This is a genomic window from uncultured Olsenella sp. (genome assembly GCF_959602185.1).
Classification (GTDB): Bacteria; Actinomycetota; Coriobacteriia; order Coriobacteriales; family Atopobiaceae; genus Olsenella_I; species Olsenella_I phocaeensis.
Map to the genome: position 1 here is coordinate 139,787 of NZ_CAUGRZ010000005.1, position 19,303 is coordinate 159,089.

At 65.5% G+C, this 19,303-nt stretch carries 20 protein-coding genes; 15 read left to right on the forward strand and 5 right to left on the reverse strand.

Going from position 1 to position 19,303, the window contains the following annotated elements; genetic code table 11:
* Positions 1-203 precede the first annotated feature (203 nt).
* The 5 genes from xylB (at position 204) to Q5923_RS05250 (ending at position 6,229) form a co-directional block, all read left to right on the forward strand.
* A complete protein-coding gene (gene xylB, locus Q5923_RS05230) occupies positions 204-1,682 on the forward strand; it encodes a xylulokinase (RefSeq protein WP_303132591.1) in 1,479 nt (492 codons plus the stop codon).
* Between the two features lie 287 nt (positions 1,683-1,969).
* Entirely contained in the window at positions 1,970-2,833 is an 864-nt protein-coding gene (gene nudC, locus Q5923_RS05235; protein ID WP_303132593.1) for an NAD(+) diphosphatase, read from the forward strand.
* An 88-nt stretch (positions 2,834-2,921) separates the two neighbouring features.
* Positions 2,922-3,587 (forward strand): phosphoribosylanthranilate isomerase, encoded by a 666-nt coding sequence (locus tag Q5923_RS05240; RefSeq protein ID WP_303132594.1) that lies wholly within the window; start codon positions 2,922-2,924, stop codon positions 3,585-3,587.
* 73 nt (positions 3,588-3,660) lie between these two features.
* Complete coding sequence (locus Q5923_RS05245) at positions 3,661-4,713, forward strand: Gfo/Idh/MocA family protein (protein ID WP_303132595.1); 1,053 nt, start codon at positions 3,661-3,663, stop codon at positions 4,711-4,713.
* A gap of 172 nt (positions 4,714-4,885) precedes the next feature.
* Positions 4,886-6,229, forward strand: coding sequence for an ATP-binding protein (locus Q5923_RS05250; RefSeq protein WP_303132596.1), 1,344 nt, complete (start codon positions 4,886-4,888; stop codon positions 6,227-6,229).
* Here the strand turns inward: Q5923_RS05250 and Q5923_RS05255 are convergent.
* A complete protein-coding gene (locus tag Q5923_RS05255) occupies positions 6,226-6,498 on the reverse strand; it encodes a hypothetical protein (RefSeq protein WP_303132598.1) in 273 nt (90 codons plus the stop codon). The genes Q5923_RS05250 and Q5923_RS05255 overlap by 4 nt on opposite strands.
* 235 nt (positions 6,499-6,733) lie before the next feature.
* On the opposite strand from Q5923_RS05255, the gene Q5923_RS05260 reads away from it, so the two are divergent.
* The 3 genes from Q5923_RS05260 to Q5923_RS05270 are packed head-to-tail and all read left to right on the forward strand — an operon-like array spanning position 6,734 to position 9,313.
* Positions 6,734-7,399 (forward strand): GTP pyrophosphokinase family protein, encoded by a 666-nt coding sequence (locus Q5923_RS05260; RefSeq protein WP_303132600.1) that lies wholly within the window; start codon positions 6,734-6,736, stop codon positions 7,397-7,399.
* Positions 7,396-8,064: a response regulator transcription factor gene (locus tag Q5923_RS05265; protein ID WP_303132602.1), complete on the forward strand. Its 669-nt coding sequence runs from the start codon at positions 7,396-7,398 to the stop codon at positions 8,062-8,064. Before Q5923_RS05260 ends, Q5923_RS05265 begins: the two co-directional genes overlap by 4 nt.
* A 13-nt stretch (positions 8,065-8,077) precedes the next feature.
* Entirely contained in the window at positions 8,078-9,313 is a 1,236-nt protein-coding gene (locus Q5923_RS05270) for a cell wall metabolism sensor histidine kinase WalK (protein WP_303132604.1), read from the forward strand.
* Positions 9,314-9,440: 127 nt separating this feature from the next.
* On the opposite strand, the gene Q5923_RS05275 is transcribed toward Q5923_RS05270, so the two are convergent.
* Together Q5923_RS05275 and Q5923_RS05280 are read right to left on the reverse strand one after the other, a co-directional pair.
* The gene (locus Q5923_RS05275; RefSeq protein WP_303132606.1) at positions 9,441-10,562 is read right to left on the reverse strand and encodes a DUF4179 domain-containing protein; all 1,122 of its coding nucleotides are present in this window, start codon (positions 10,560-10,562) and stop codon (positions 9,441-9,443) included.
* Complete coding sequence (locus Q5923_RS05280; RefSeq protein ID WP_009278644.1) at positions 10,546-11,073, reverse strand: RNA polymerase sigma factor; 528 nt, start codon at positions 11,071-11,073, stop codon at positions 10,546-10,548. The genes Q5923_RS05275 and Q5923_RS05280 overlap by 17 nt, the downstream gene beginning before the upstream one ends.
* A gap of 485 nt (positions 11,074-11,558) precedes the next feature.
* Here Q5923_RS05280 and Q5923_RS05285 point away from each other — a divergent pair, with 485 nt between their 5' ends.
* The 3 genes from Q5923_RS05285 (at position 11,559) to Q5923_RS05295 (ending at position 13,929) form a co-directional block, all read left to right on the forward strand.
* Positions 11,559-12,314, forward strand: a complete 756-nt coding sequence (locus Q5923_RS05285; RefSeq protein ID WP_303132609.1) for a methionine ABC transporter ATP-binding protein — start codon at positions 11,559-11,561, stop codon at positions 12,312-12,314.
* The gene (locus tag Q5923_RS05290) at positions 12,307-12,978 is read left to right on the forward strand and encodes a methionine ABC transporter permease (RefSeq protein WP_303132611.1); all 672 of its coding nucleotides are present in this window, start codon (positions 12,307-12,309) and stop codon (positions 12,976-12,978) included. The genes Q5923_RS05285 and Q5923_RS05290 overlap by 8 nt, the downstream gene beginning before the upstream one ends.
* Before the next feature lie 114 nt (positions 12,979-13,092).
* The gene (locus Q5923_RS05295; RefSeq protein WP_303132613.1) at positions 13,093-13,929 is read left to right on the forward strand and encodes a MetQ/NlpA family ABC transporter substrate-binding protein; all 837 of its coding nucleotides are present in this window, start codon (positions 13,093-13,095) and stop codon (positions 13,927-13,929) included.
* 309 nt (positions 13,930-14,238) lie between these two features.
* Here the strand turns inward: Q5923_RS05295 and Q5923_RS05300 are convergent, their stop codons facing one another.
* Positions 14,239-15,000, reverse strand: a complete 762-nt coding sequence (locus tag Q5923_RS05300; protein WP_303132615.1) for a MerR family transcriptional regulator — start codon at positions 14,998-15,000, stop codon at positions 14,239-14,241.
* A 422-nt stretch (positions 15,001-15,422) separates the two neighbouring features.
* On the opposite strand from Q5923_RS05300, the gene Q5923_RS05305 reads away from it, so the two are divergent.
* A complete protein-coding gene (locus Q5923_RS05305) occupies positions 15,423-17,045 on the forward strand; it encodes an aminotransferase class I/II-fold pyridoxal phosphate-dependent enzyme (protein ID WP_303132617.1) in 1,623 nt (540 codons plus the stop codon).
* Between the two features lie 161 nt (positions 17,046-17,206).
* On the opposite strand, the gene Q5923_RS05310 is transcribed toward Q5923_RS05305, so the two are convergent.
* Positions 17,207-17,401: a hypothetical protein gene (locus Q5923_RS05310; protein ID WP_062531798.1), complete on the reverse strand. Its 195-nt coding sequence runs from the start codon at positions 17,399-17,401 to the stop codon at positions 17,207-17,209.
* Between the two features lie 373 nt (positions 17,402-17,774).
* Here Q5923_RS05310 and Q5923_RS05315 point away from each other — a divergent pair, with 373 nt between their 5' ends.
* From Q5923_RS05315 to Q5923_RS05325, 3 genes are all read left to right on the forward strand, one after another.
* On the forward strand, positions 17,775-18,353 hold the full coding sequence (locus Q5923_RS05315) for a xanthine phosphoribosyltransferase (RefSeq protein WP_303132619.1): 579 nt from the start codon (positions 17,775-17,777) through the stop codon (positions 18,351-18,353).
* 292 nt (positions 18,354-18,645) lie between these two features.
* Positions 18,646-18,924: a type II toxin-antitoxin system RelB/DinJ family antitoxin gene (locus Q5923_RS05320; RefSeq protein WP_009278652.1), complete on the forward strand. Its 279-nt coding sequence runs from the start codon at positions 18,646-18,648 to the stop codon at positions 18,922-18,924.
* 9 nt (positions 18,925-18,933) lie between these two features.
* Complete coding sequence (locus tag Q5923_RS05325; RefSeq protein WP_072500645.1) at positions 18,934-19,215, forward strand: type II toxin-antitoxin system YafQ family toxin; 282 nt, start codon at positions 18,934-18,936, stop codon at positions 19,213-19,215.
* Positions 19,216-19,303 lie beyond the last annotated feature (88 nt).

Here is a 19,303-nt window from a genome sequence, read left to right on the forward strand (position 1 = left end):
CGATTCCGGCCGCCCTGCGGCCATGTGGGACCGCCTGTCTCCGGCGTGGAATGGGCGGTCTTCTATTGTTCGGGGCTTGTCGGTGCCGCGCGCGGTGTGGCACAAGAAGCATCCGCGGCTCCGGCAGGCATAGAATGGGGGACGGCGCGGCGAGGCCACGGCCCTACCGCTCATCTGCCGCAGCTGCCTTAAGGGGGTGTCCCATGTACTTCATCGGACTGGACATCGGCACTTCGGCGACGAAGCTCCTGCTCATGGACGAGGACGGCGAGGTCCTCAACATCAGGAGCCGCAGCTATCCCATCAGCTTCCCCGAGCCGGGCTGGAGCGAGCAGGACCCGATCCTGTGGTGGGACGCCGTCCGCCAGGGCATCCCCGAGCTGCTTCGGGGCTTTGACGCCAGCCAGGTGGCCGGCATCGGCGCCTGCGGCCAGATGCACGGCCTCGTCGTGCTGGACAAGGACGACGAGGTGATCCGCCCGGCCATCCTCTGGAACGACAGCCGCACCCGCTACCAGGTCGACTACCTCAACCGCGAGGTGGGCCGTAGGACCATCGCCTCCTACACCGGCAACGTGGCCTACGCGGGCTTCACCGCGCCCAAGCTCCTGTGGATGCGCGAGGAGGAGCCCGTCAACTTCTCCCGCATCCGCAAGGTCATGCTCCCAAAGGACTACGTCAACTTCCGCCTCACGGGCGTGCACGCGACGGACTTCTCTGATGCCTCGGGCACCCTCCTGCTCGACGTGCGCAACCGCTGCTGGAGCCGTCAGATGCTCTCTATCTGCGGCCTGCGCGAGCGGCAGCTCCCTCAGCTGCACCAGAGCTGGGAGCCCCTGGGGACCCTCCTTCCCGGGGTGGCGCGCGAGCTGGGGTTGCCCGAGGAGACGCTGGTCTGCGCCGGCGCGGGAGACAACGCCTCCGCCGCCGTCGGCACGGGCGCCGTGGGCCCGGGCCGCTGCAACATCGTGATGGGGACCGCCGGGACCATCCTCATGACCACCGACGGCTGCGTGGTGGACGAGCACAACGCCCTGCACTCCTTCTGCTCGGCCGACGGTGGCTGGAACCTCATGGGCTGCATCCTCACCGCCGCCGGCTGCAACAAGTGGTGGATGGACGACATCCTGGGTGCCGATTCCTACGACGCGGAGCAGGCGCTGGTCGCCGGCGGCAAGCTGGGCCAGAACGACGTCTACTTCCTGCCCTACCTCATGGGCGAGAGGACCCCCCACAACGACCCGCGTGCGCGCGGCGCCTTCGTGGGCCTGCGCATGGACACCACCCGCGCCGACATGACCCAGGCCGTGTTGGAGGGCGTCGCCTTCGCCCTGCGCGACTGCCTGCAAATTGCCCGTGCGGAGGAGGTCGAGGTCATGGCCTCGACCATCTGCGGCGGCGGCGCCACGAGCCCGCTCTGGAGGGCCATCTGTGCCGACGTCCTGGGAATCCCCCTGCAGATTCCCCAGACGCCCCAGGCTCCGGCCTTCGGCGCGGCCATGCTCGCGAGCGTCTGCTGCGGGGCCTTTCCCGACGTGGCTGAGTGCGCGCACCGCCTCGCGCGGGTGGAGGAGCAGATGGTCTTTCCCAACAAGGAGATCATCGCGCTCTATCGGGGGCACTACAGCACCTGGCACAGCATGTATCCCGCGCTGAAGGACATCTACCGGCAGATGCTGTAGGGCCACGGCGCGGGAGCGGTCTGCTTGTGGTGGCGCGGTCTGCTCGCGTTTCATTGGGAGAGAAACGCGAGCAAACTGCGCCGTTTCTGCTTTATGGGGCGTGAGACGCCGCTTTGCTTGTGTTTGGACCGTTGAGAAACACGAGCAAGCCGCAGCCCACAAGCAAACCGCAGCCATCTCTCCCCAGATGCCCCAAGACGTCGATTTGCTTGTGCTTTCCCACACCTGCCCCCCGTGGTCGCGGGCAGACGTATCATGTTTCCCCGACAGCCAACGGGGGAGGACCTGTGATCCAGGACATCGGCAGCTACGCCTTCGACAACGCCTATCGACCGCTCGAGGCGCGGCCCGAGGACTACGTGCTGGCCTACGGTCGCGGCCAGGCGGTCGTGCGCCTGGATGGCGGCACGGGCGAGCTCGAGCTCCCGCGCCTGCGCGACTGGGGTTTTTCCGCCCCCGACCTCGCCCCACGCTACCTCTTCTCGATCGACGACCGTCGCTTCTTCATGGCCGAGCGCGATCCGCGCCCCCGTGGCAGCGAGGAGCTGCCCGAGGGCTTCCGCCTCGAGCCCGTGAACCAGTTCCGCTTCCTTCGGCCCCGTTGTCTGGCCTTCGCCGGCATAACTGGCTACCAGCTGCGCAACTGGTACCATTCCAACCGCTACTGTGGGCACTGCGGCAGCGAGCTGGGCCACGTCGCCACCAGCCGGGAGCTCGCCTGTCCCGCCTGCGGCAACGTTCTCTACCCCAAGATCTGCCCCGCCGTGATCGTGGGCATCACCAACGGCGACGAGCTGGTCATGACCAAGTACGCCGGCCGCGCCTACAACCACTACGCGCTGGTGGCCGGCTTCGTCGAGGTGGGCGAGACTCTGGAGCAGTGCGTTGCGCGCGAGGTCAGGGAGGAGGTGGGTCTCAGGGTCAAGAACGTCCGCTACTACAAGAGCCAGCCATGGCCCTTCACCGACACCCTCCTCGCCGGTTTCTTCTGCGACGTCGACGGAGACCCCACCATCCACGTCGACCACGACGAGCTCCAGCTGGGTGGCTGGGTCCGCCGCGCCGACGTCCCCCTCGATCCCGCCGACGACTCGAGCCTCACCAACGAGATGATCGCGCGCTTCGCCAGGGGAGGGGAGCCGCGCGCCTAGGCCGCCCGCCCCTCTCGCCCGTCCGGGCTCCCTCTCGTGCGATGATGCAGGGGTGCGCACGCTTCGTTCTTGGCGAGAGGGGCTTTGCATGCTGGGCCGCAGGATCACCACCATCGTCACGCACGACATCCTCTACAACCCCGACCCCTACACGAGGGTCGAGCTCTGCGGCATCTTCCGCGACGAGGACGTCGCCACGGTCAACGAGCTCAGGCCCGACCTCTGTGGCTTCGTGGTCAACTACCCTAGCTCCCACCGACACGTGGACCGCGACCGCCTGCGCGAGCTCGTGGGCAAGCTGGACCCCACCATCCCCGCCGTGGGCATCTTCGTCGACCAGCCCCTGGGCTACGTGAGCGAGCTCGCGGACGAGGTCCTGGACGTGGTGCAGCTGCACGGAAACGAAGGCAACCCCTACATCACCTTCCTGCGGGAGCTGGTGGACATTCCCATCGTGCAGGCCATCCGCATGGCCGGCCCCGAGGACGTGGAGCGCGCCAACCAGAGCAAGGCCGACCTGGTCGTGCTCTATGGCGGATGGCAGGCAGGGGTCGCCTTCGACTGGGAGCTTGCCGGGGGCGTGTGCCGTCCCTACATCCTGGCCGGCGCCCTCACGTCCCAGAACCTGGGTGGCGCGATCGGCCGGCTTGCGCCCTGGGGCGTCGCCCTCAACACGGGCATAGAGACCGACCGTCTCAACGACCCGGCAAAGATGGCCGCGGCCGTCGCTGCCACCCGCGGCGCATCCAAGTAGTGACGCCACGGGCCGGGCTGGCACTCGCCGCGTCCCGGCTGCGTTCCCATCCACCCAAGCGAGAGGAGCCACCATGCCAGCCCTACGCATAGCCACCATCGGAACGTCCGCCATCGCTCAGCGGCTCGTCGAGGCCGTGGGCGAGGTGGCGGACGTCGAGTACGTCGCTGCCTTTTCCCGCGAGCTCTCGCGGGCCGAGGGCTTCGGTCGCCCTCGCGGCGCGCGCCTCTTCTTCGACGACCTGGAGGCGCTTGCGGCGTCGGACGAGGTGGACGCCGTCTACGTCGCCTCTCCCAACGGCCTGCACGTCCCGCAGGCACTCGTCCTCGCCTCCGCCGGGAAGCACGTCCTGGTGGAGAAGTCCCTGGCCCCCAACCAGCGGCGTGCCAAGGAGCTCTTCGACGCCGCGCATACCAACGGCGCGGTATGCCTGGAGGCCATGCGCAACCTGCACACCCAGGGCTTCGACAACATCGAGGGCGCGCTGGGGCGACTGGGCAGGGTGACCCAGGCAAGCCTGCGCTTCGGCAAGGTCACCTCGCGCATCGGAAGGCTGCGCGCCGGCGAGCACGTGAACCAGTTCGACCCGGCGCTCGGCGAGGGCGCCCTCGTAGACATAGGCGTCTACTGCGTCGAGCCGGCAGTGGCCCTCTTCGGTCGCCCGGAGGCGGTGCGGGCCTCGCTGGTCACCATCGACGTGCCCTGGGGGTCGGAGCCCCCCTATCAGCGCGTTGACCTGGCGGGCAGCATTGCCCTGGAGTACGCGGACAGGGTGGTAGAGCTCAGCTACAGCAAGGTGGGGGACGACCTCCTGGGATCCCAGGTCATGGGCGACGAGGCGACCCTCCTCTGGGACGAGACGAGCTGCCCCCGCGACCTCAGGCTCGTCCACCACGAGGACGTGGGCATGGCCTACTCGACGGTGGGCGGGAGCGAGGAGTTGGTGCGTGCGGACGTGCCCCAGAACGACATGGTCTGCGAGCTGGAGCTCTTTGCCGCGGCAGCGCGGGGCGAGGAGGCGGCACTCGCACGGGTGGCCCGCTTCGAGCGGGTGACCCTGGACTCGCTCGCCGTAATGGACGAGGCGCGCAGGCAGGCGGGCGTGCGCTTCCCGGACGACGAGTAGGGGCCGCGCGCTCGGCGCATGTGGGCGGCGGTTCCGGGCGGCGGGCCGAAGCGACTCTCGCTACGCCGGCTTTTGCCCATCTCTACCTGCAACAATACCTAACTGGCAAGATGAAGTTACCAGTTTAAAATCTAACTGGTAAGATTATATTGCCAGATAGGGAGGGATGAACATGAACGAACTCATAGCCGAGCAGATCAGGGGCTTCGACATAGCAGACTACCTGCCCATCCACGAACGCATGCTCGACCTGGGCAATCCGCTGCCGCCACGCAGGGGAAACCTCGTCAAGGTCGTCGTGGGCATGCGATGCAGCGGGAAGAGCTATCGCCTCTTCCAGGAGATGCTTCGGGTCCACGAGTCCGGCGTGCCATGGGATCGCATCTGCTACTTCAACTTCGAGGATGACAGGCTCGACCCCGTCACGCCCGCCATAGGCGACGAGGTCCTCGAGACGTTCTATTCGACCTGCCCCTCGGCCTTGGAGGAGGGGGCCTACCTCTTCTTGGACGAGCTGCAGGAGATGGATGGCTGGGGCGCGTGGCTGCGACGCGTCGTGGATACGACCAAGGCGACCATCTACGTCAGCGGCTCGTCGTCCAAGATGCTCTCGCAGGAGATATCGACGGAGTTCAGGGGCCGGGCCATCGATTTCGAGCTGCTTCCCCTCTCGTTCAGGGAATACGTCGGGGCGAAGGAGCCGGGGCTCTCGCTTGGTCCGGCGCATTCGACTCTCGAGCGGCTGAGCCTGCGGCGGCTCTTCGATGCCTATCTTGAGGAGGGCGGGTTCCCGGCCGCCTTGGGGTTGCCCACGGCGCAGCGCGTGTCGCTGCTGCAGGGCTACGTGCAGCGCGTCGTGGTGAGGGATGTCGTCGACCGCCATGCCCTCGCCCGTCCGCGCGTGGCGAGCGTGTTCGCGCGTCGGGTGCTGGGGACCAATGCCAAGACGCTCTCGGTCCGCCGCGCCGAGGGCGACCTCAGGGCGCTTGGGCTTCCTACGAGTCGTGCCCTCCTCGCCACCCTGCTGGACTACCTCGAGCAGGCCTATCTGGTCTTTCGCGTTCAGGAGTTCTCGTATGCCCTGGCCGAGGGCACGAGGAAGCCCCCCAAGGTCTATGCGATCGACCCGGGCCTGGCGCTCGCCAATGGGCGTGCCAACTCCAACGAGCTCGGGCAGCGCCTGGAGGACGCCGTGTACCTCGAGCTGAGGCGTAGGAACGTGGGCACGCGTGCGGAGTCGGTCTCCTCCTTCGTCACGAGGGGGCACGGCTACGAGGTCGATTTCGTGGTGGGGGACGTGATGTTCCAGGATGCGCTGGAGCTCGTGCAGGTCAGCGTGGGCGTCGAGGACGAGACGACGCGCACGAGGGAGCTTCGCGCGCTCTGGGAGGCGCTGGAGGAGACGGGGCTCGAGGAGGCCACGCTCGTCGTCGCGGGGGGCGACGAGGCGTCCTACGTCCAGGGGAACCGGAGGATACGACAGGTCCCCGCGTGGAAGTGGTTCCTCGAGGCCTAGCCCCGGCGGGCCTGGGACTGGTAGACGAAGGCCACCGCGAAGCCGGCGATTATCACGGCGGAGGCGGCTATCGTCGCGTGCGGAAAGACTCCCAGCACGACGAGGCCCGCCGCAGCGGAGAGGTCGATGATCCCGCTGGTGCGCGCGCCGATGCGGTCCTGTCGGGCAAGGGCCCCCTCGCGTTGGCGGGCGAGTGGGTTCTTGGCGGTGACCAGCAGGTAGGCGCCTATGGTTGCGAGCAGAAGTCCTATGGCGAGCGTGATTCTCATGCGCGTCTCCTTGCGAAGCATGCCGCCGGGCCGCGTGCCCGGCGTCCTGGGTGAGGGACCCGGCGGTTCTTGGGTGCGGCTCCTGATGGTCTCTTGGTGCGACCCCAACGGACTATGGGTGCGGGTCCAACCAGTCTATCCCTTGTGGCGATTGCATCGCTCGCCGGCTGGCCCGACACGGGCGCAAGGACCTTGGGTATGTTCTTCTCACACCTCAAGCGCAGGGGGCTGATTCATGACGCAGACCAACACGGGCCAGGGCCCGACGCAAGCCGACGCCGTGGCCACGACCGCGGAGGACCCCATCTACGGGGGTCGCCTGGGCGAGCTGGAGTCAGAGCTCGCCTCCCTCATCCAACGCATCGACCGCCTGCGCGCGGAGCTCAGGGACTCCCGTGGGGAGGACCCGGTGGTGCATTGCCTGGGCCGCGTCAAGACGCCCCAGAGCATACGCGAGAAGTGCCTGCGCAAGGGCCTCGAGCCAAGCGCGGAGTCTGCATTCGCCCACGTGAGGGACATCATCGGCGTGCGCGTCGTCTGTGCCTTCCTGAGCGACGTCTACCTCATGCGTGACGTCATCGCGCGCCTCCCGGAAGCGGAGGTCGTGGGCGAGAAGGACTACATCCGCCACGTCAAGCCCAACGGCTACCGCAGCTACCATCTGCTGCTGAGGCTCGAGTCGGGCCTCTTCGCCGAGGTCCAGGTCAGGACCGTCTCGATGGACACCTGGGCCTCGCTGGAGCACCAGCTCAAGTACAAGCGTGACTTGGACGGGGACCTCAGGCTCATAACCAGCGAGCTCAAGCGCTGCGCCGACGAGCTCGCCTCGACGGACCTCTCGATGCAGGCCATACGCGACATGATCCGCGGCGAGCGCGCCGCGGGAGGGGAGGGGCGATGAGGCTCTTGGTTGCGGATGACACGCGCGACCTCAACCGCGCGCTCCAGGCGATCCTGGAACAGAACGGCTACGAGGTGGTCCCCGCCTACGACGGGCAGGAGGCGCTCGACCTGGTCATGTCCCAGAGCTTCGATGCGATCATCCTGGACATCATGATGCCGCGCATGGACGGGCTTGCCGCACTGGCCGAGATGCGCCGTCGCGGCGTGGTGGCGCCGGTCCTCCTGCTCACGGCGAAGGCCCAGGTGGACGACCGCGTGGCGGGGCTCGACGCAGGCGCGGACGACTACCTGCCCAAGCCCTTCGCCATGCGCGAGCTCCTCGCCCGAGTGCGCGCCATGGCCAAGCGTCGCTCGGACTACTCCTCGCGTGACCTCAGCTACGCCGACCTGCGCCTCAGGGCTGACAGCTTCGAGCTGTCAGCCGAGAACACGGTGCGCCTCTCCGTGAAGGAGATGGAGCTCCTGCAGCTGCTCGTGCTCAATGCCGACCGACCGCTGGGACCCGGCTTCATCCTGGGACGCGTCTGGGAGGGGGAGGACGAGGCGGACGAGGACACCCTGGCGCTCTATGTCTCGTACCTGCGCGCGAAGCTCGCCTCGGTGGCGTCCAAGGCCACCATCGTGCGCGGCGAGGACGGCTCTTACAGGCTCAGCGCGGAGTAGGGGGCAGCGATCGATGGGCGCACGTGCCATACAGCGGCTCAGGATCAAGATCATCGCCATCATGCTCGCCGCCTTCTTCGTGGCCATGCTCCTCATCGCCGTGCTGGTCAACGGCGCCCACATCGTGCTCGCGCAGTCGCGCATGGACCGCGTGCTCGACGCCATCATCCAGGGCGGGGGCGTGATCGAGGAGCCCGTGGACGGCCGCTCGCTCGTTGAGTCGCAGCGTGTCCTGCGCTACTTGCTCGTGACCGTTGACGCCGACGGCAGGCTGAGCTCGCTGGTGGGGGGCTACGACGAGGACATGGACGTCCAGAAAGCCCAGGAGCTCGCCCAGGCGGTCATCCCCTCGCTCCTGCGCTCCGGCTCGATTGGCGACTACTACTACAAGGTGGCCGAGGCCGACGGCGGCGGGCACGTCGTGGCCTTCGTGGACGGCAGCGTGGAGCTGGGGGAGGGCAGGGAGGTCCTCTCGCTCACCCTGGACTTCCTGGCGGCGGGGCTTTTGCTCTCGTTCGTGATCGTGTGGTTCCTCTCGCGTCGCGCCATCCAGCCCGAGCTCGAGGCGGCCCGTCGCCAGAGCGAGTTCGTGACCAATGCGAGCCACGAGCTCAAGACGCCGCTTGCCGTGATCCGCGCCAACACCGAGATACTCGAGGCCCTGGGTGGCGAGGGAGAGTGGACCAGCTCGACCCTGAGGCAGGTCGACTACCTGGACGGTCTGGTGAGGGACCTGGTTGACACCGCACGCGCCGACGAGCGGGCGGACTCCCAGGAGCTCTGCGAGGTGGACGTCTCCGCCGCCGCACGCGAGGCGCTGGAGCCCTTCGAGTCGGTGGCGCAGCGGCGCGGCGTGAGCCTGGCGAGCGAGCTCGAGCCCGGGGTCATGGCCCTCGCGGACGTGGAGCGCGTGGTGCAGCTCGTCCGCCTCCTGGTGGACAACGCCTGCAAGTACTGCGACGAGGGTGGCAGCATCCAGGTGTCGGTGTCCCCCGTGAGGCGCGCCGCGCTCTCGGGTCGCAGGAGGCGGGGCGCGAGGATCGTGGTCTCCAACAGCTTTGCCCGGGGGGAGGGTCACGACTGGTCGCGCCTCTTCGAGCGTTTCTACCGTGCGGACGAGGCCCACAGCAACCAACAGGGCTACGGGATCGGCCTCTCCATCGCGCAGCGCATCTGCGAGCAGTACGAGGGCGGCATCCGGGCGGGCTGGAAGGATGGCGTGGTCAGCCTCTCTGCCGTCATCTTCTAGGGAGAGGTCACCGAATCTGGGACAGGGAATGCGAGAGGGACGCGCGGTCCCTCTCGCCTGGCCTCTGGGTCCGTTCGTGCTGCCGTTGCCGCGCTGCCACGTCGGCACCCGTCCGCCTCCCGTGTCCCTACGCCACGGGGATGGTGGCTCCTGCCAGGGAGACGGACTCCACCTGCGTGGGGTCTATGGCCTGGGGGAGGAAGAGGCTCTTCTCCACCGTGGTCGACGTCGCGGAGTTGTCGTCGAAGCTCCCGCCACCGTTGTCGGTGACCTCGACCGTCGTGCCGTCCCTCATGTTGAGCGTCACGGTGCCCAGGTCGAGGAGCTGGTCAATGCGCGCGGACATCTGGTCGCTCATCCTGCCGCTGGGACCCTCGGGGACGTTGGCCGCCTCGTCGAGCTCGTAGCCCAGCTTGAGTGCGATGGACGAGAGGGACGCCTCCCTGAGCTGCCCCTTGATGCCACCGACCTCGATGTCCTGGCCTGCGGGCAGGTCGATGCTGCTGTCCTCGTAGTCCATCTTGAACTTGAGCTTCCAGCCGGCGTCAGCGAGCGTGCTGACGGAACCCGAGTCGTCGAGGAGGCGCAGGTCGCCCAGGCTCACGCGCATGGTCTTGCCCACGAGGCTCTGGCTGTCCACGAGCGAGATCTGGCGCACGAACTGGATGGAGTTGTCACTGGGGTCGCGGTCGTAGAAGTAGCTGCTGCCGTAGGCGCCGCGGACCCCGTCCACCATCACGTCCTCCGTGCCGAACATGAGGTTGAGCTTGCCGTCCTTGGTGGCGCTCAGACCCTCGAAGGGTGTGCCGTCGTCCTTGGCGAGGCTCAGCACGACGACGTAGTTGGAGCGGTCGCCTATGACCGCGTCGGCGGTGACGGTGATGCCGCCGTCCGAGCTCGTTGCGTCGAGGGGGTGTCCCACCTTGTTCACGACCTCGGTCGCGGCAGGGGCGCCGGCAAAGATGTCGTCGAAGATCCCCTGGACGTCTGTGAGGGTGCCGGTGGCATAGGCCACCCCGCCCAGCCCCAGGGCCGCCGTCAGCGCCGCGGCCGCCGCGGCGGCGCGCCACCAGGCGTGCCTGCGGGTGGCAGGACGCGTGACGCCGGATGCGGTCCCCACCGCGCTCGCGCTGTCCCTCTCCCTTGCCAGCACCGCATCTGCCAGACGCCGTGCCATCTGGTCCTTCTGGTCCTCAGAGAGCGAGTACTTGCCCATTCCCTTGGCGTAGTCGTCAAACAGCTCGTTCATCATGCTCCCCCAATCTGGTCCTCAGCATCTGGCGGGCGCGGCTCAGACGCTTGGTCACGGCTGCCGTGCTGTCGCCCGTGATCGCCGCGATTCGTGCGATGTCATAGCCCTCCAGGTAGCGCAGGTGCACTGCCAGTCGGTAGGCCTCGGGCAGCTCTCGCACCGCCTCCAGCAGCTCGTCGTAGCGGCCCGGCTCCTCGTCTGGCGCGGCCGTGGGCTCCGCCACGGAGTCAAGTGGCACCAGTCTCTTGCGCCCCGCACTTCTGAGCAGGTCCTTGCAGGCGTTGACGGTGCAGCGTATGACCCAGGCCCTCTCGTGCTCCGGGCTCTTGAAGCCGCCCTCGTGGCAGAGCAGCTTGAAAAGGACGCCCTGACACACGTCCTCGCCGTCCTGCAGCGAGTGCAGGTAGCTCATGGCCAGGCGCAGGACCATGTCCGAATAGGCATCGACGACGCGCCTGGCCTCCGCTTGGACGGCGCGCTCGTGCCCGCCCTTGGCTCCTTGCCTCATGGGACCTCCCTTCGCGTGTCGTTTCCGCATGTCCTCGATGGCTCCATCTACCAACAACACGAACGAGGGAGGAAAAGCTGACGGTCACCGTCGAGCTCGCACGCTTTTCTTGCTGCCGCGCGCTGTCCCCCCGCGTCGGCGTGCCTGGCATGCCGCCAAGGCAGGTGGCCCTGCCAGGCACGGTGTGCCGCCGGATTAGACGTGCTTTCGAGTGCGGCCGCCATCTCCTCTCGCCTGTTATCGAAATGGCAGATAGCCAGTTAGTGGAACTTGGTATTTGTGACTCGTACCCCTCCCGCCTAAGATATAGGACCTGATGAATGACAGGAGCTCACATACCACCCCGCTCCCGGCCATCCCTGGGATGGACATGAGGATGCCCAAGCCCGGGCGCCCTTGCCTTCGCGCATAGGGACCGGGCTTTCCACGTGGCGGTCCCTGGCAGGGGGCCTGCCCTCCATGCATCTCGCGAGCGGAGTGACGATTTGATATCTCTGGAACACATAAGCAAGAGCTTTGACGCACCGGGCCGAGCCCCTGCGGAGCACGCCCTGAGGGACGTCTCGCTCACGATTCCCGACGGCGACGTCTTTGGCATCATAGGCATCTCGGGTGCGGGCAAGTCCACGCTCGTGCGCTGCGTCAACCTCCTCGAGCGCCCGACCTCGGGTCGCATCGTGGTGGACGGTCAGGACGTGACCGACCTGCAGGGCGCCGCGTCGCGCAGCTACCGTCGCCGCGTCGCCATGATCTTCCAGGGCTTCGGCCTCCTGGCGCAGAAGACGGCGCTGCAGAACGTCTGCTTCCCCTTCCTGGCCGCCAACGGCCGTGTCACCGAGGCGGACCGCAGACATGCCCTCGAGCTCCTGGACCGCGTCGGGTTGGCAGACAAGGCCGGGGCCTACCCGTCCCAGCTCTCGGGCGGGCAGGCGCAGCGCGTCGCCATCGCGCGTGCCCTGGCCCTTGACCCGGAGTACATCCTCTGTGACGAGGCGACCTCGGCGCTGGACCCTGCGAGCACCGCCTCCGTGCTGGACACCCTGCGCCAGGTCAACCAGGAGACCGATGTCACCATGCTGGTGATCACCCACTCCATGGATGTCGTCAAGAGCATCTGCAAGGACGTCGCCGTGCTGGTGCGCGGCAAGCTGGTCGAGACCGGCTCCGTGGACGAGGTCTTCTCCAACCCCCAGGATCCCACGACCCGCGCCCTGCTCGGAAGGGGTGATTGGCATGAGTAGCCTGCAGTCGCTTCTCGACCAGTACTCGGGGCTCCTCGCCCAGGGCTTCTTGGCCTCGCTCGCGATGCTGTTCTTCTCCACCGCGATCGCCTACCTCATCGGCACCTTCCTGGGCGTCGTGCTCTATGTGACGGCCCCCGGAGGTCTTAGGCCCCATCGCGCGCTCAACGCCGTGCTGGGATGGATCGTCAACATGACCCGCTCCATCCCCTTCATCATCCTGCTGGTCGCGGTCATGCCCATGACCAAGGCGCTGGTGGGAACGGTGGTGGGCGTGCGGGGGACCATCCCGCCGCTGGTGCTCTCGGCCGCGCCCTTCGTGGCGCGCATGATCGAGCAGTCGCTGGCCGAGGTCCCGCGCGACTCCATCGAGGCGGCCGAGTCCTTTGGCGCCACCGTCCCTCGTGTGGTCTTCTCGGCGCTTTTGCCCGAGGCCCTGCCCTCCATCGTGCGTGGCGTGGCGGTCACGCTCATCTCGGTCCTGGGATACACCGCCATCGTGGGTGCCGTGGGTGCCGGCGGCCTGGGAGACATCGCCATCCGCTACGGCTACTACCGCTACGAGGACGGCGTGATGATCCTGACCATCGTGCTTTTGGTGGTGCTGGTGCAGGCCATCCAGAGCAGCTGCGACCTCGTGGCCAAGCGCATCGACCACCGCTAGGGGAGGCTTCGGGGCGCTGGGTTGCCCCGAGTGTGACCTCTTGTGCCACGCACTTGTCTGTCCGAATTCCATCACATCAATTAATAAATTATTAGCTAAAGGGAAGGAACAACGATGATCACTCGTAGGAACTTCGTCTCTGCCTCCGCCGCCGCTCTTGCCCTCGCTGGCCTCGCCGCCTGCGGCTCCAAGTCTGGCAGCGGCTCCTCCGCCGCGGATGCGTCGACCCTCTCCGTCGCCGCGTCCCCCGCGCCCCACGCCAAGATCCTGACCGACTTCGCCGCCCCCAAGCTGGCGGAGCAGGGCGTGACGTTGGACGTGCGCGAGTATACCGACTACATCATCCCCAACCAGGTGGTGAGCTCGGGAGAGGTGGACTGCAACTACTTCCAGCACATCAACTACCTCAATAACTACAACGAGCAGAACGGCACCGACCTCGTGGGCGTCGCTGCCATCCACTACGAGCCCTTCGGCGTGTACGCGGGCAAGTCGAGTGACCTCAAGGCCATAGCTGACGGCGCCTCCATCGCCGTGCCCAACGACCCCACCAATGAGGGTCGTGCGTTCCTGCTCCTGCAGCAGGAGGGCCTGCTCACGTTGAGCGACCCCGAGAAGCTCGACGCGACGCCTCTCGACGTGGCCCAGAACCCCCACAACCTCAAGTTCGTCGAGGTGGAGGCAGCCGCCGTCGCGCGTCAGCTCCAGGACGTGGACTTCGCCGTCATCAACGGCAACTATGCCATCGAGGCCGGCTTGCACGTGGCTGACGCCGTGGCCGTCGAGTCGGCACAGAGCAAGGCCGTCGAGCAGTACGCCAACTACATCGTGACCACGCCCCAGAAGAAGGACGACGAGCGCATCGCGAAGCTGGTCGCCGTGCTGACCTCGGACGGCTTCAAGAAGTACCTCACCGACACCTACGGACAGGACGTCCTGCCCGCCAAGTAGCGCAGGTTGGTCGGCCCTCGTGCCGGCTGGGATGGGGAAGGGCTGCGGCTCCGTTTGGGGTCGCAGCCCTTTTGTGCTGCGGGTGCATCGGGAGCGGCGGTGCGTCGGGCCCGCGGATATCGTTCGGGGGCGTCGACTACGTCCGTCGCGTGGTCTTCGTGGCGTCACGCGAAAAAAATTGCGCACGGTAGCTCCGAATTGTGGAGATGACGGACGTTTGCCCAGGTCGCATTCGCCTGAAAGAAATCCAATGCGCAGTTTTTTGGCACGCAGATAGCCTCAAGGGCACTTCGCGCGCCGCCGTGAGGCCTAGAGGTTGGCCTCGAGTGCGGCGACGAGGAACTCCGTCGCCCCCGTCCCCGCTGCACTGTCGTAGTAGTCGATGAAGCGCGGGTCGGCGAGGTAGAGCTTGGCCAGGCCACGATGGGCCTCGGTGCTGTAGCTTTCCTCCCCCCAGTGGATCCTGATCCAGCGCTGGTGGAGCAGGCAGAGCTCCCGGGCCTTGGGTCCGCGCGGGTCGCCGTCCGCCTTGGCCTCCGCAAGGAGCTCGATGATGCGCCCCTCGAGCCGGTCCTTCTCGCTCCACTCCTCCCGGGAGAGGCCCATCAGGCGCTCGTTGGTCTGGTCGATCACGTCGGCCCCATAGCGCTCGCGCGCCTCCTCGCCGTAGCTGCTCTCGAACTCCTCGAGCCGACGCTGCTTGAGCGCCTCGAAGCTTTCCTCGGTGTTCATTCTGCTCACTCCCTCCAGCAGCTCCATGGCTGCCCTCGTGCGCGCGATGGCCTCCTTGACCTGGCGTTCCTGCGCGCGTAGTTCCTCGAGGTGCCGTGCGAGGAGTCCGACCGCGTCGGTGTCGCTGCTCTCGAGCAGCTGCCTGACCTCGGCGAGCGGCATGCGGCAGGCGCGCATCGCGAGGACCTGCGCCAGGCGGTCGACGTCGGCGGGACCGTAGCTGCGGTATCCGTTTGGCCTGCGCTCGGGGTGCAGCAGGCCGACCTCCTCGTAGTAGTGGAGCGTCCGGACGCTCGTGCCTGCGAGCTCCGCCAGCTGCTTTGTCGTGTACTTCTCCACTGTGGCACCTCCTTGGCACGAGCGTACGGCCTCACGTTACGTGGGGGTCAAGGACGATTCTGGCACGGGGTGGGGTTTGTCGTAGTTTCGTGCCGGATGCTTACGCTGACATCGGTCGTCCCATCACGTGCTGGAAAGACAGCAAATCTCACAGAATGCTGTCGATTCTTGCATTTGACCAGTTGCTGGGGAGGAAAGACAGCATTCTGACAGGAATGCCGTCGTTACGTGACCGGTGCTCAACGCGCACGCGAGTGGTGCCGGCGTGCGGCCGACGCGTCCGCTCTCACCCAGGCGACCCGTAGGTGCCACGAGGAGTTCAAAATTATTTTGAACTTGAGCCACTATTCCGGTTGTGTGAGTGCTATTCTCTCCACTAAATTGAACTTCACACGACAAGAGAATTGAACAAGAGGAGGGACATGGCAGGAAAGACCGACGTCCAGGCGTTCTCAGCCCGCCTCGAGCAGGCGATGGCAGAGCGCGGGCTCAAGCAAGTCGACCTCATCCGCGCGGCGGAAGACAGGGGAGAGAAGCTCGGCAAGAGCCAACTGAGCCAGTACGTGAGCGGCAAGACCCTGCCGCGCCCGGCCTCCATGGCGCTGCTCGCGTCGCTCCTCGGCGTCGACGTCGACTGGCTCGCGCGGGGCGATGGGCGAGCTATGGAGGCTTTCGGGCCCGAAGCGACGGAGGCCACGCCCCCGGTGTCCAACGCATCTACGACGCGCGAGCCGTATGCGGCATCTGCAACAACGTCGTTTCCCATGACCCCCAGCCTCCAGACCGACCACAGCCACGCTGCCGATGCGCAGCCTTCGAAGGGAAGCAAGATGCGCCAGTTCAAGAAGTCCAGCAAGCTCGACAACGTCCTCTACGACGTGCGCGGGCCCGTGGTCGACGAGGCAAACCGCATGGAGGAGAGCGGCACCCACGTCCTCAAGCTCAACATCGGCAACCCGGCGCCCTTCGGCTTCCGCACGCCCGACGAGGTCGTCCACGACATGCGCCACCAGCTCACCGACTGTGAGGGCTACTCCGCGTCGCGTGGCCTCTTCGCGGCCCGCAAGGCCATCATGCAGTACTCGCAGATCAAGGGCCTGCCCAACGTCTCAGTAGACGACATCTACACCGGCAACGGCGTGAGCGAGCTGATAAACCTCTCGATGTCGGCGCTGCTCGACTCCGGCGACGAGATCCTGATTCCCAGCCCCGACTACCCCCTGTGGACGGCCTGCGCCACGCTGGCCGGCGGCACCGTGGTGCACTACCTCTGCGACGAGCAGAGCGACTGGTACCCCGACATGGCCGACATCCGCTCCAAGGTCACCGATCGCACCAAGGCCATCGTGATCATCAACCCCAACAACCCCACGGGCGCTCTGTACCCCCGCGAGGTCCTGCAAGAGATCGTCGACATCGCCCGCGAGCACCAGTTGATCATCTTCTCGGACGAGATCTACGACCGCCTGGTCATGGACGGCGGCGAGCACGTGAGCATCGCCTCGCTGGCGCCGGACCTCTTCTGCGTGACCTTCAGCGGGCTCTCGAAGTCCCACATGATCGCGGGCTACCGCATCGGCTGGATGGTGCTGAGCGGCAACAAGCACATGGCGGAGGACTACATGCTGGGCATCAACATGCTGTCCAACATGCGGCTCTGCTCCAACGTGCCGGCGCAGTCCATCGTGCAGACGGCGCTGTGGGGGCACCAGAGCGTGAACGACTACATCGTGCCGGGCGGGCGCATCTACGAGCAGAGGGAGTTCGTGTACAACGCGCTGTGCGACATGGACGGCGTCAGCGTGGTCAAGCCCAAGGCGGCCTTCTACATCTTCCCCCGGCTCGATCCCAAGAAGTTCAACATCCAGGACGACGAGCGCTTCGCCCTCGACCTGCTGCGAGACAAGAAGGTCCTGATCGTGCACGGCAAGGGCTTCAACTGGGAGACCCCGGGCTACTTCCGCATCGTCTACCTGCCGCGCATCGAGGTGCTCGAGGACGCCATGGTGAAGCTCAACGACTTCCTGAGGTATTACCGGCAGTAGGCAGACGAAAGAGAGAAGCCTTCGTTCTTTGCCGCGAGTGTCTCGAGCAGTTTTCTGCGCAACAAACCGCCCCGTGGGCCAGCCGGACCCACGGGGCGTCTGCGCGGCCAGGTCATCGTGCCGGCCTCGCGAGGTTTTTGGGCGGAAGCGCCTGCGACGCGCTAGAGGGGATACAGCCCCTGGGGGCGGATGCGCTGTGCGGAGCTGTCGCAGCGCTTGCTGTGGTTGGCCTCGGGCCCAGACTGGTTCTGCCTCCTGTGGCAGATGGCGTCGATGCCAGAGACAACCGCCGTGAGCAGCAGCACGGCGATGACCGTGAACAGGGAGTCGAAGACCAGAGCACCAGTGACCGACATGGCAACCCACCTTTCCCCGCTAGCGAGCCAACCGCTGACCAAGTTCGTTGTAACATGTTTCCGTACATATTTCAAGATTGTTACGTGATTTGTGTATTACCAGGTGAGAGTGGCGCTACGGCCTTTCACGAAAGATGGTAAAGCATCAAAAAAGTCTCTAAATGACCTGCATGCATTTTCTCGAACATGCAAGACGGCGACTAGATTTGCGACGCCATGCGAAGTCATGAGCAAAGTCGGTCAATAGTTGCATGAAGCTGTGTGCCGCCTCCTTTGGGACGCTTTGTGTCGGCTTGGGCGCCGGATGGCCCGCCATCGTGCGCGATGTCGTATCCTGTTGCAAATCTATTCGCGAGCGGCGGGGGGGTCGCAGGTGAAGCTGCTGGAAGAGCGCATCAAGGCGGACGGCGTTGTGAAGAGCGACCAGGTGCTCAAGGTCGACTCGTTCCTGAACCACCAGATGGACATTGGCCTCTTCCGTCAGATGGCGTGCCAGTGGAGGCACGACTTCGACGGCGCGCCCATAAACAAGGTTCTCACCATCGAGGCGAGCGGCATCGCCATCGCTGCCATCGTGGCCGAGGAGTTTGGCGTGCCCGTGGTCTTCGCCAAGAAGAGCCAGAGCGTGAACCTGGACGGCACCGTGTACTCCACGCGCATAACCAGCTTCACCCACAAGCGCGAGTACGACGTGATCGTGTCCGCCAAGTTTCTCGGGCCCGACGACCACGTGCTGATCATCGACGACTTCATGGCCAACGGCTGCGCAATGGAGGGCTTGGTCCAGATTTGCGAGGCGGCTGGGGCCACCGTCGAGGGCATTGGCATCGCGGTGGAGAAGGGCTTCCAGCCAGGCGGCGACAGTCTGCGGGCCAAGGGCTACCGCGTCGACTCGCTGGCCATCGTGGAGTCGATGGACTCCGAGACGGGGGAGATTGCGTTCCGCGAGTAAGGCGAGACTATAAGGCAGAACGTACGACGCGGCTCCCGGGGGCCGCGCTTTTTTGTGGGGGAGACGATGGTATGAGATTGAGTTGATTCATAAGAATTTATGTCGGCTCTCCGTCTTCAGAGCTAACTGCGTCAATGGCGAGTAAGGGTCTTGACTCTTGTCTGAGCAAAGTCCAAATCGAATGACTTCTCTCAGGCGTGACTTCATGAGACGCAGATTGTTCACTCAAGTTCTCTTGGTACAAATGTGTTACATTAACAACACAATGCAATACATAAGAGAGGATTAAAACATGGCCAAGACAGCCACAATTAGCATGCGTGTAGATCCACAGGTGAAGACTAACGCTGAGTCCATCTTCTCGGACCTGGGCATGACCCTTACCGAGGCAATCAATGTGTTCCTCTGCAAGTCAGTCATGGAGGGCGGACTGCCGTTTGACGTACGCCAGCCTCGCTACAACACGGAAACAGAGGTGGCAATGGTCGAGGCTCGTGACATCATGAATGGGAAGGTGTCGGCCGACTCATACGATTCCGTTGCATCTATGTTTTCCGCGCTGGACGAGTAGGTACGAGCGATGTGGCTGAAGCTTGTATTTACGTCGCAGTTCAAAAAGGACTACAAGAAGGCAAAAAGACGTGGCTTAGATATGAGCGAGCTGCGGACCGTACTTGAAAGCTTGTCTAATGAAGAGACGCTTGAAAAACGATATCGTGACCATGCGCTTGTAGGTAGATACATTGGCTTCCGAGAATGCCATGTTCGGCCAGATTGGTTGCTTGTGTACTCCATTGATAGGGACGCGCTCATACTCGTCGCGGCACGGACTGGAACTCATTCGGATTTGTTTGACGAATAGCCGAGTTGTGCTTCGATGGTAAAGTCAAAACGTAGTGTTGTCGTTGCTTGCCCTTGGCTGCGACGTGGATTGAAACGTATTTATTGGC

Bases quoted from the DNA above. Each gene is read 5' to 3' on its own strand.
- xylB (WP_303132591.1), top strand. From the start codon at position 204: ATGTACTTCATCGGACTGGACATCGGCACTTCGGCGACGAAGCTCCTG.
- Q5923_RS05240 (WP_303132594.1), top strand. From the start codon at position 2,922: ATGCTGGGCCGCAGGATCACCACCATCGTCACGCACGACATCCTCTAC.
- Q5923_RS05245 (WP_303132595.1), top strand. From the start codon at position 3,661: ATGCCAGCCCTACGCATAGCCACCATCGGAACGTCCGCCATCGCTCAG.
- Q5923_RS05250 (WP_303132596.1), top strand. From the start codon at position 4,886: ATGAACGAACTCATAGCCGAGCAGATCAGGGGCTTCGACATAGCAGAC.
- Q5923_RS05255 (WP_303132598.1), bottom strand. From the start codon at position 6,498: ATGAGAATCACGCTCGCCATAGGACTTCTGCTCGCAACCATAGGCGCC.
- Q5923_RS05260 (WP_303132600.1), top strand. From the start codon at position 6,734: ATGACGCAGACCAACACGGGCCAGGGCCCGACGCAAGCCGACGCCGTG.
- Q5923_RS05265 (WP_303132602.1), top strand. From the start codon at position 7,396: ATGAGGCTCTTGGTTGCGGATGACACGCGCGACCTCAACCGCGCGCTC.
- Q5923_RS05270 (WP_303132604.1), top strand. From the start codon at position 8,078: ATGGGCGCACGTGCCATACAGCGGCTCAGGATCAAGATCATCGCCATC.
- Q5923_RS05275 (WP_303132606.1), bottom strand. From the start codon at position 10,562: ATGAACGAGCTGTTTGACGACTACGCCAAGGGAATGGGCAAGTACTCG.
- Q5923_RS05280 (WP_009278644.1), bottom strand. From the start codon at position 11,073: ATGAGGCAAGGAGCCAAGGGCGGGCACGAGCGCGCCGTCCAAGCGGAG.
- Q5923_RS05290 (WP_303132611.1), top strand. From the start codon at position 12,307: ATGAGTAGCCTGCAGTCGCTTCTCGACCAGTACTCGGGGCTCCTCGCC.
- Q5923_RS05295 (WP_303132613.1), top strand. From the start codon at position 13,093: ATGATCACTCGTAGGAACTTCGTCTCTGCCTCCGCCGCCGCTCTTGCC.
- Q5923_RS05305 (WP_303132617.1), top strand. From the start codon at position 15,423: ATGGCAGGAAAGACCGACGTCCAGGCGTTCTCAGCCCGCCTCGAGCAG.
- Q5923_RS05310 (WP_062531798.1), bottom strand. From the start codon at position 17,401: ATGTCGGTCACTGGTGCTCTGGTCTTCGACTCCCTGTTCACGGTCATC.
- Q5923_RS05320 (WP_009278652.1), top strand. From the start codon at position 18,646: ATGGCCAAGACAGCCACAATTAGCATGCGTGTAGATCCACAGGTGAAG.
- Q5923_RS05325 (WP_072500645.1), top strand. From the start codon at position 18,934: ATGTGGCTGAAGCTTGTATTTACGTCGCAGTTCAAAAAGGACTACAAG.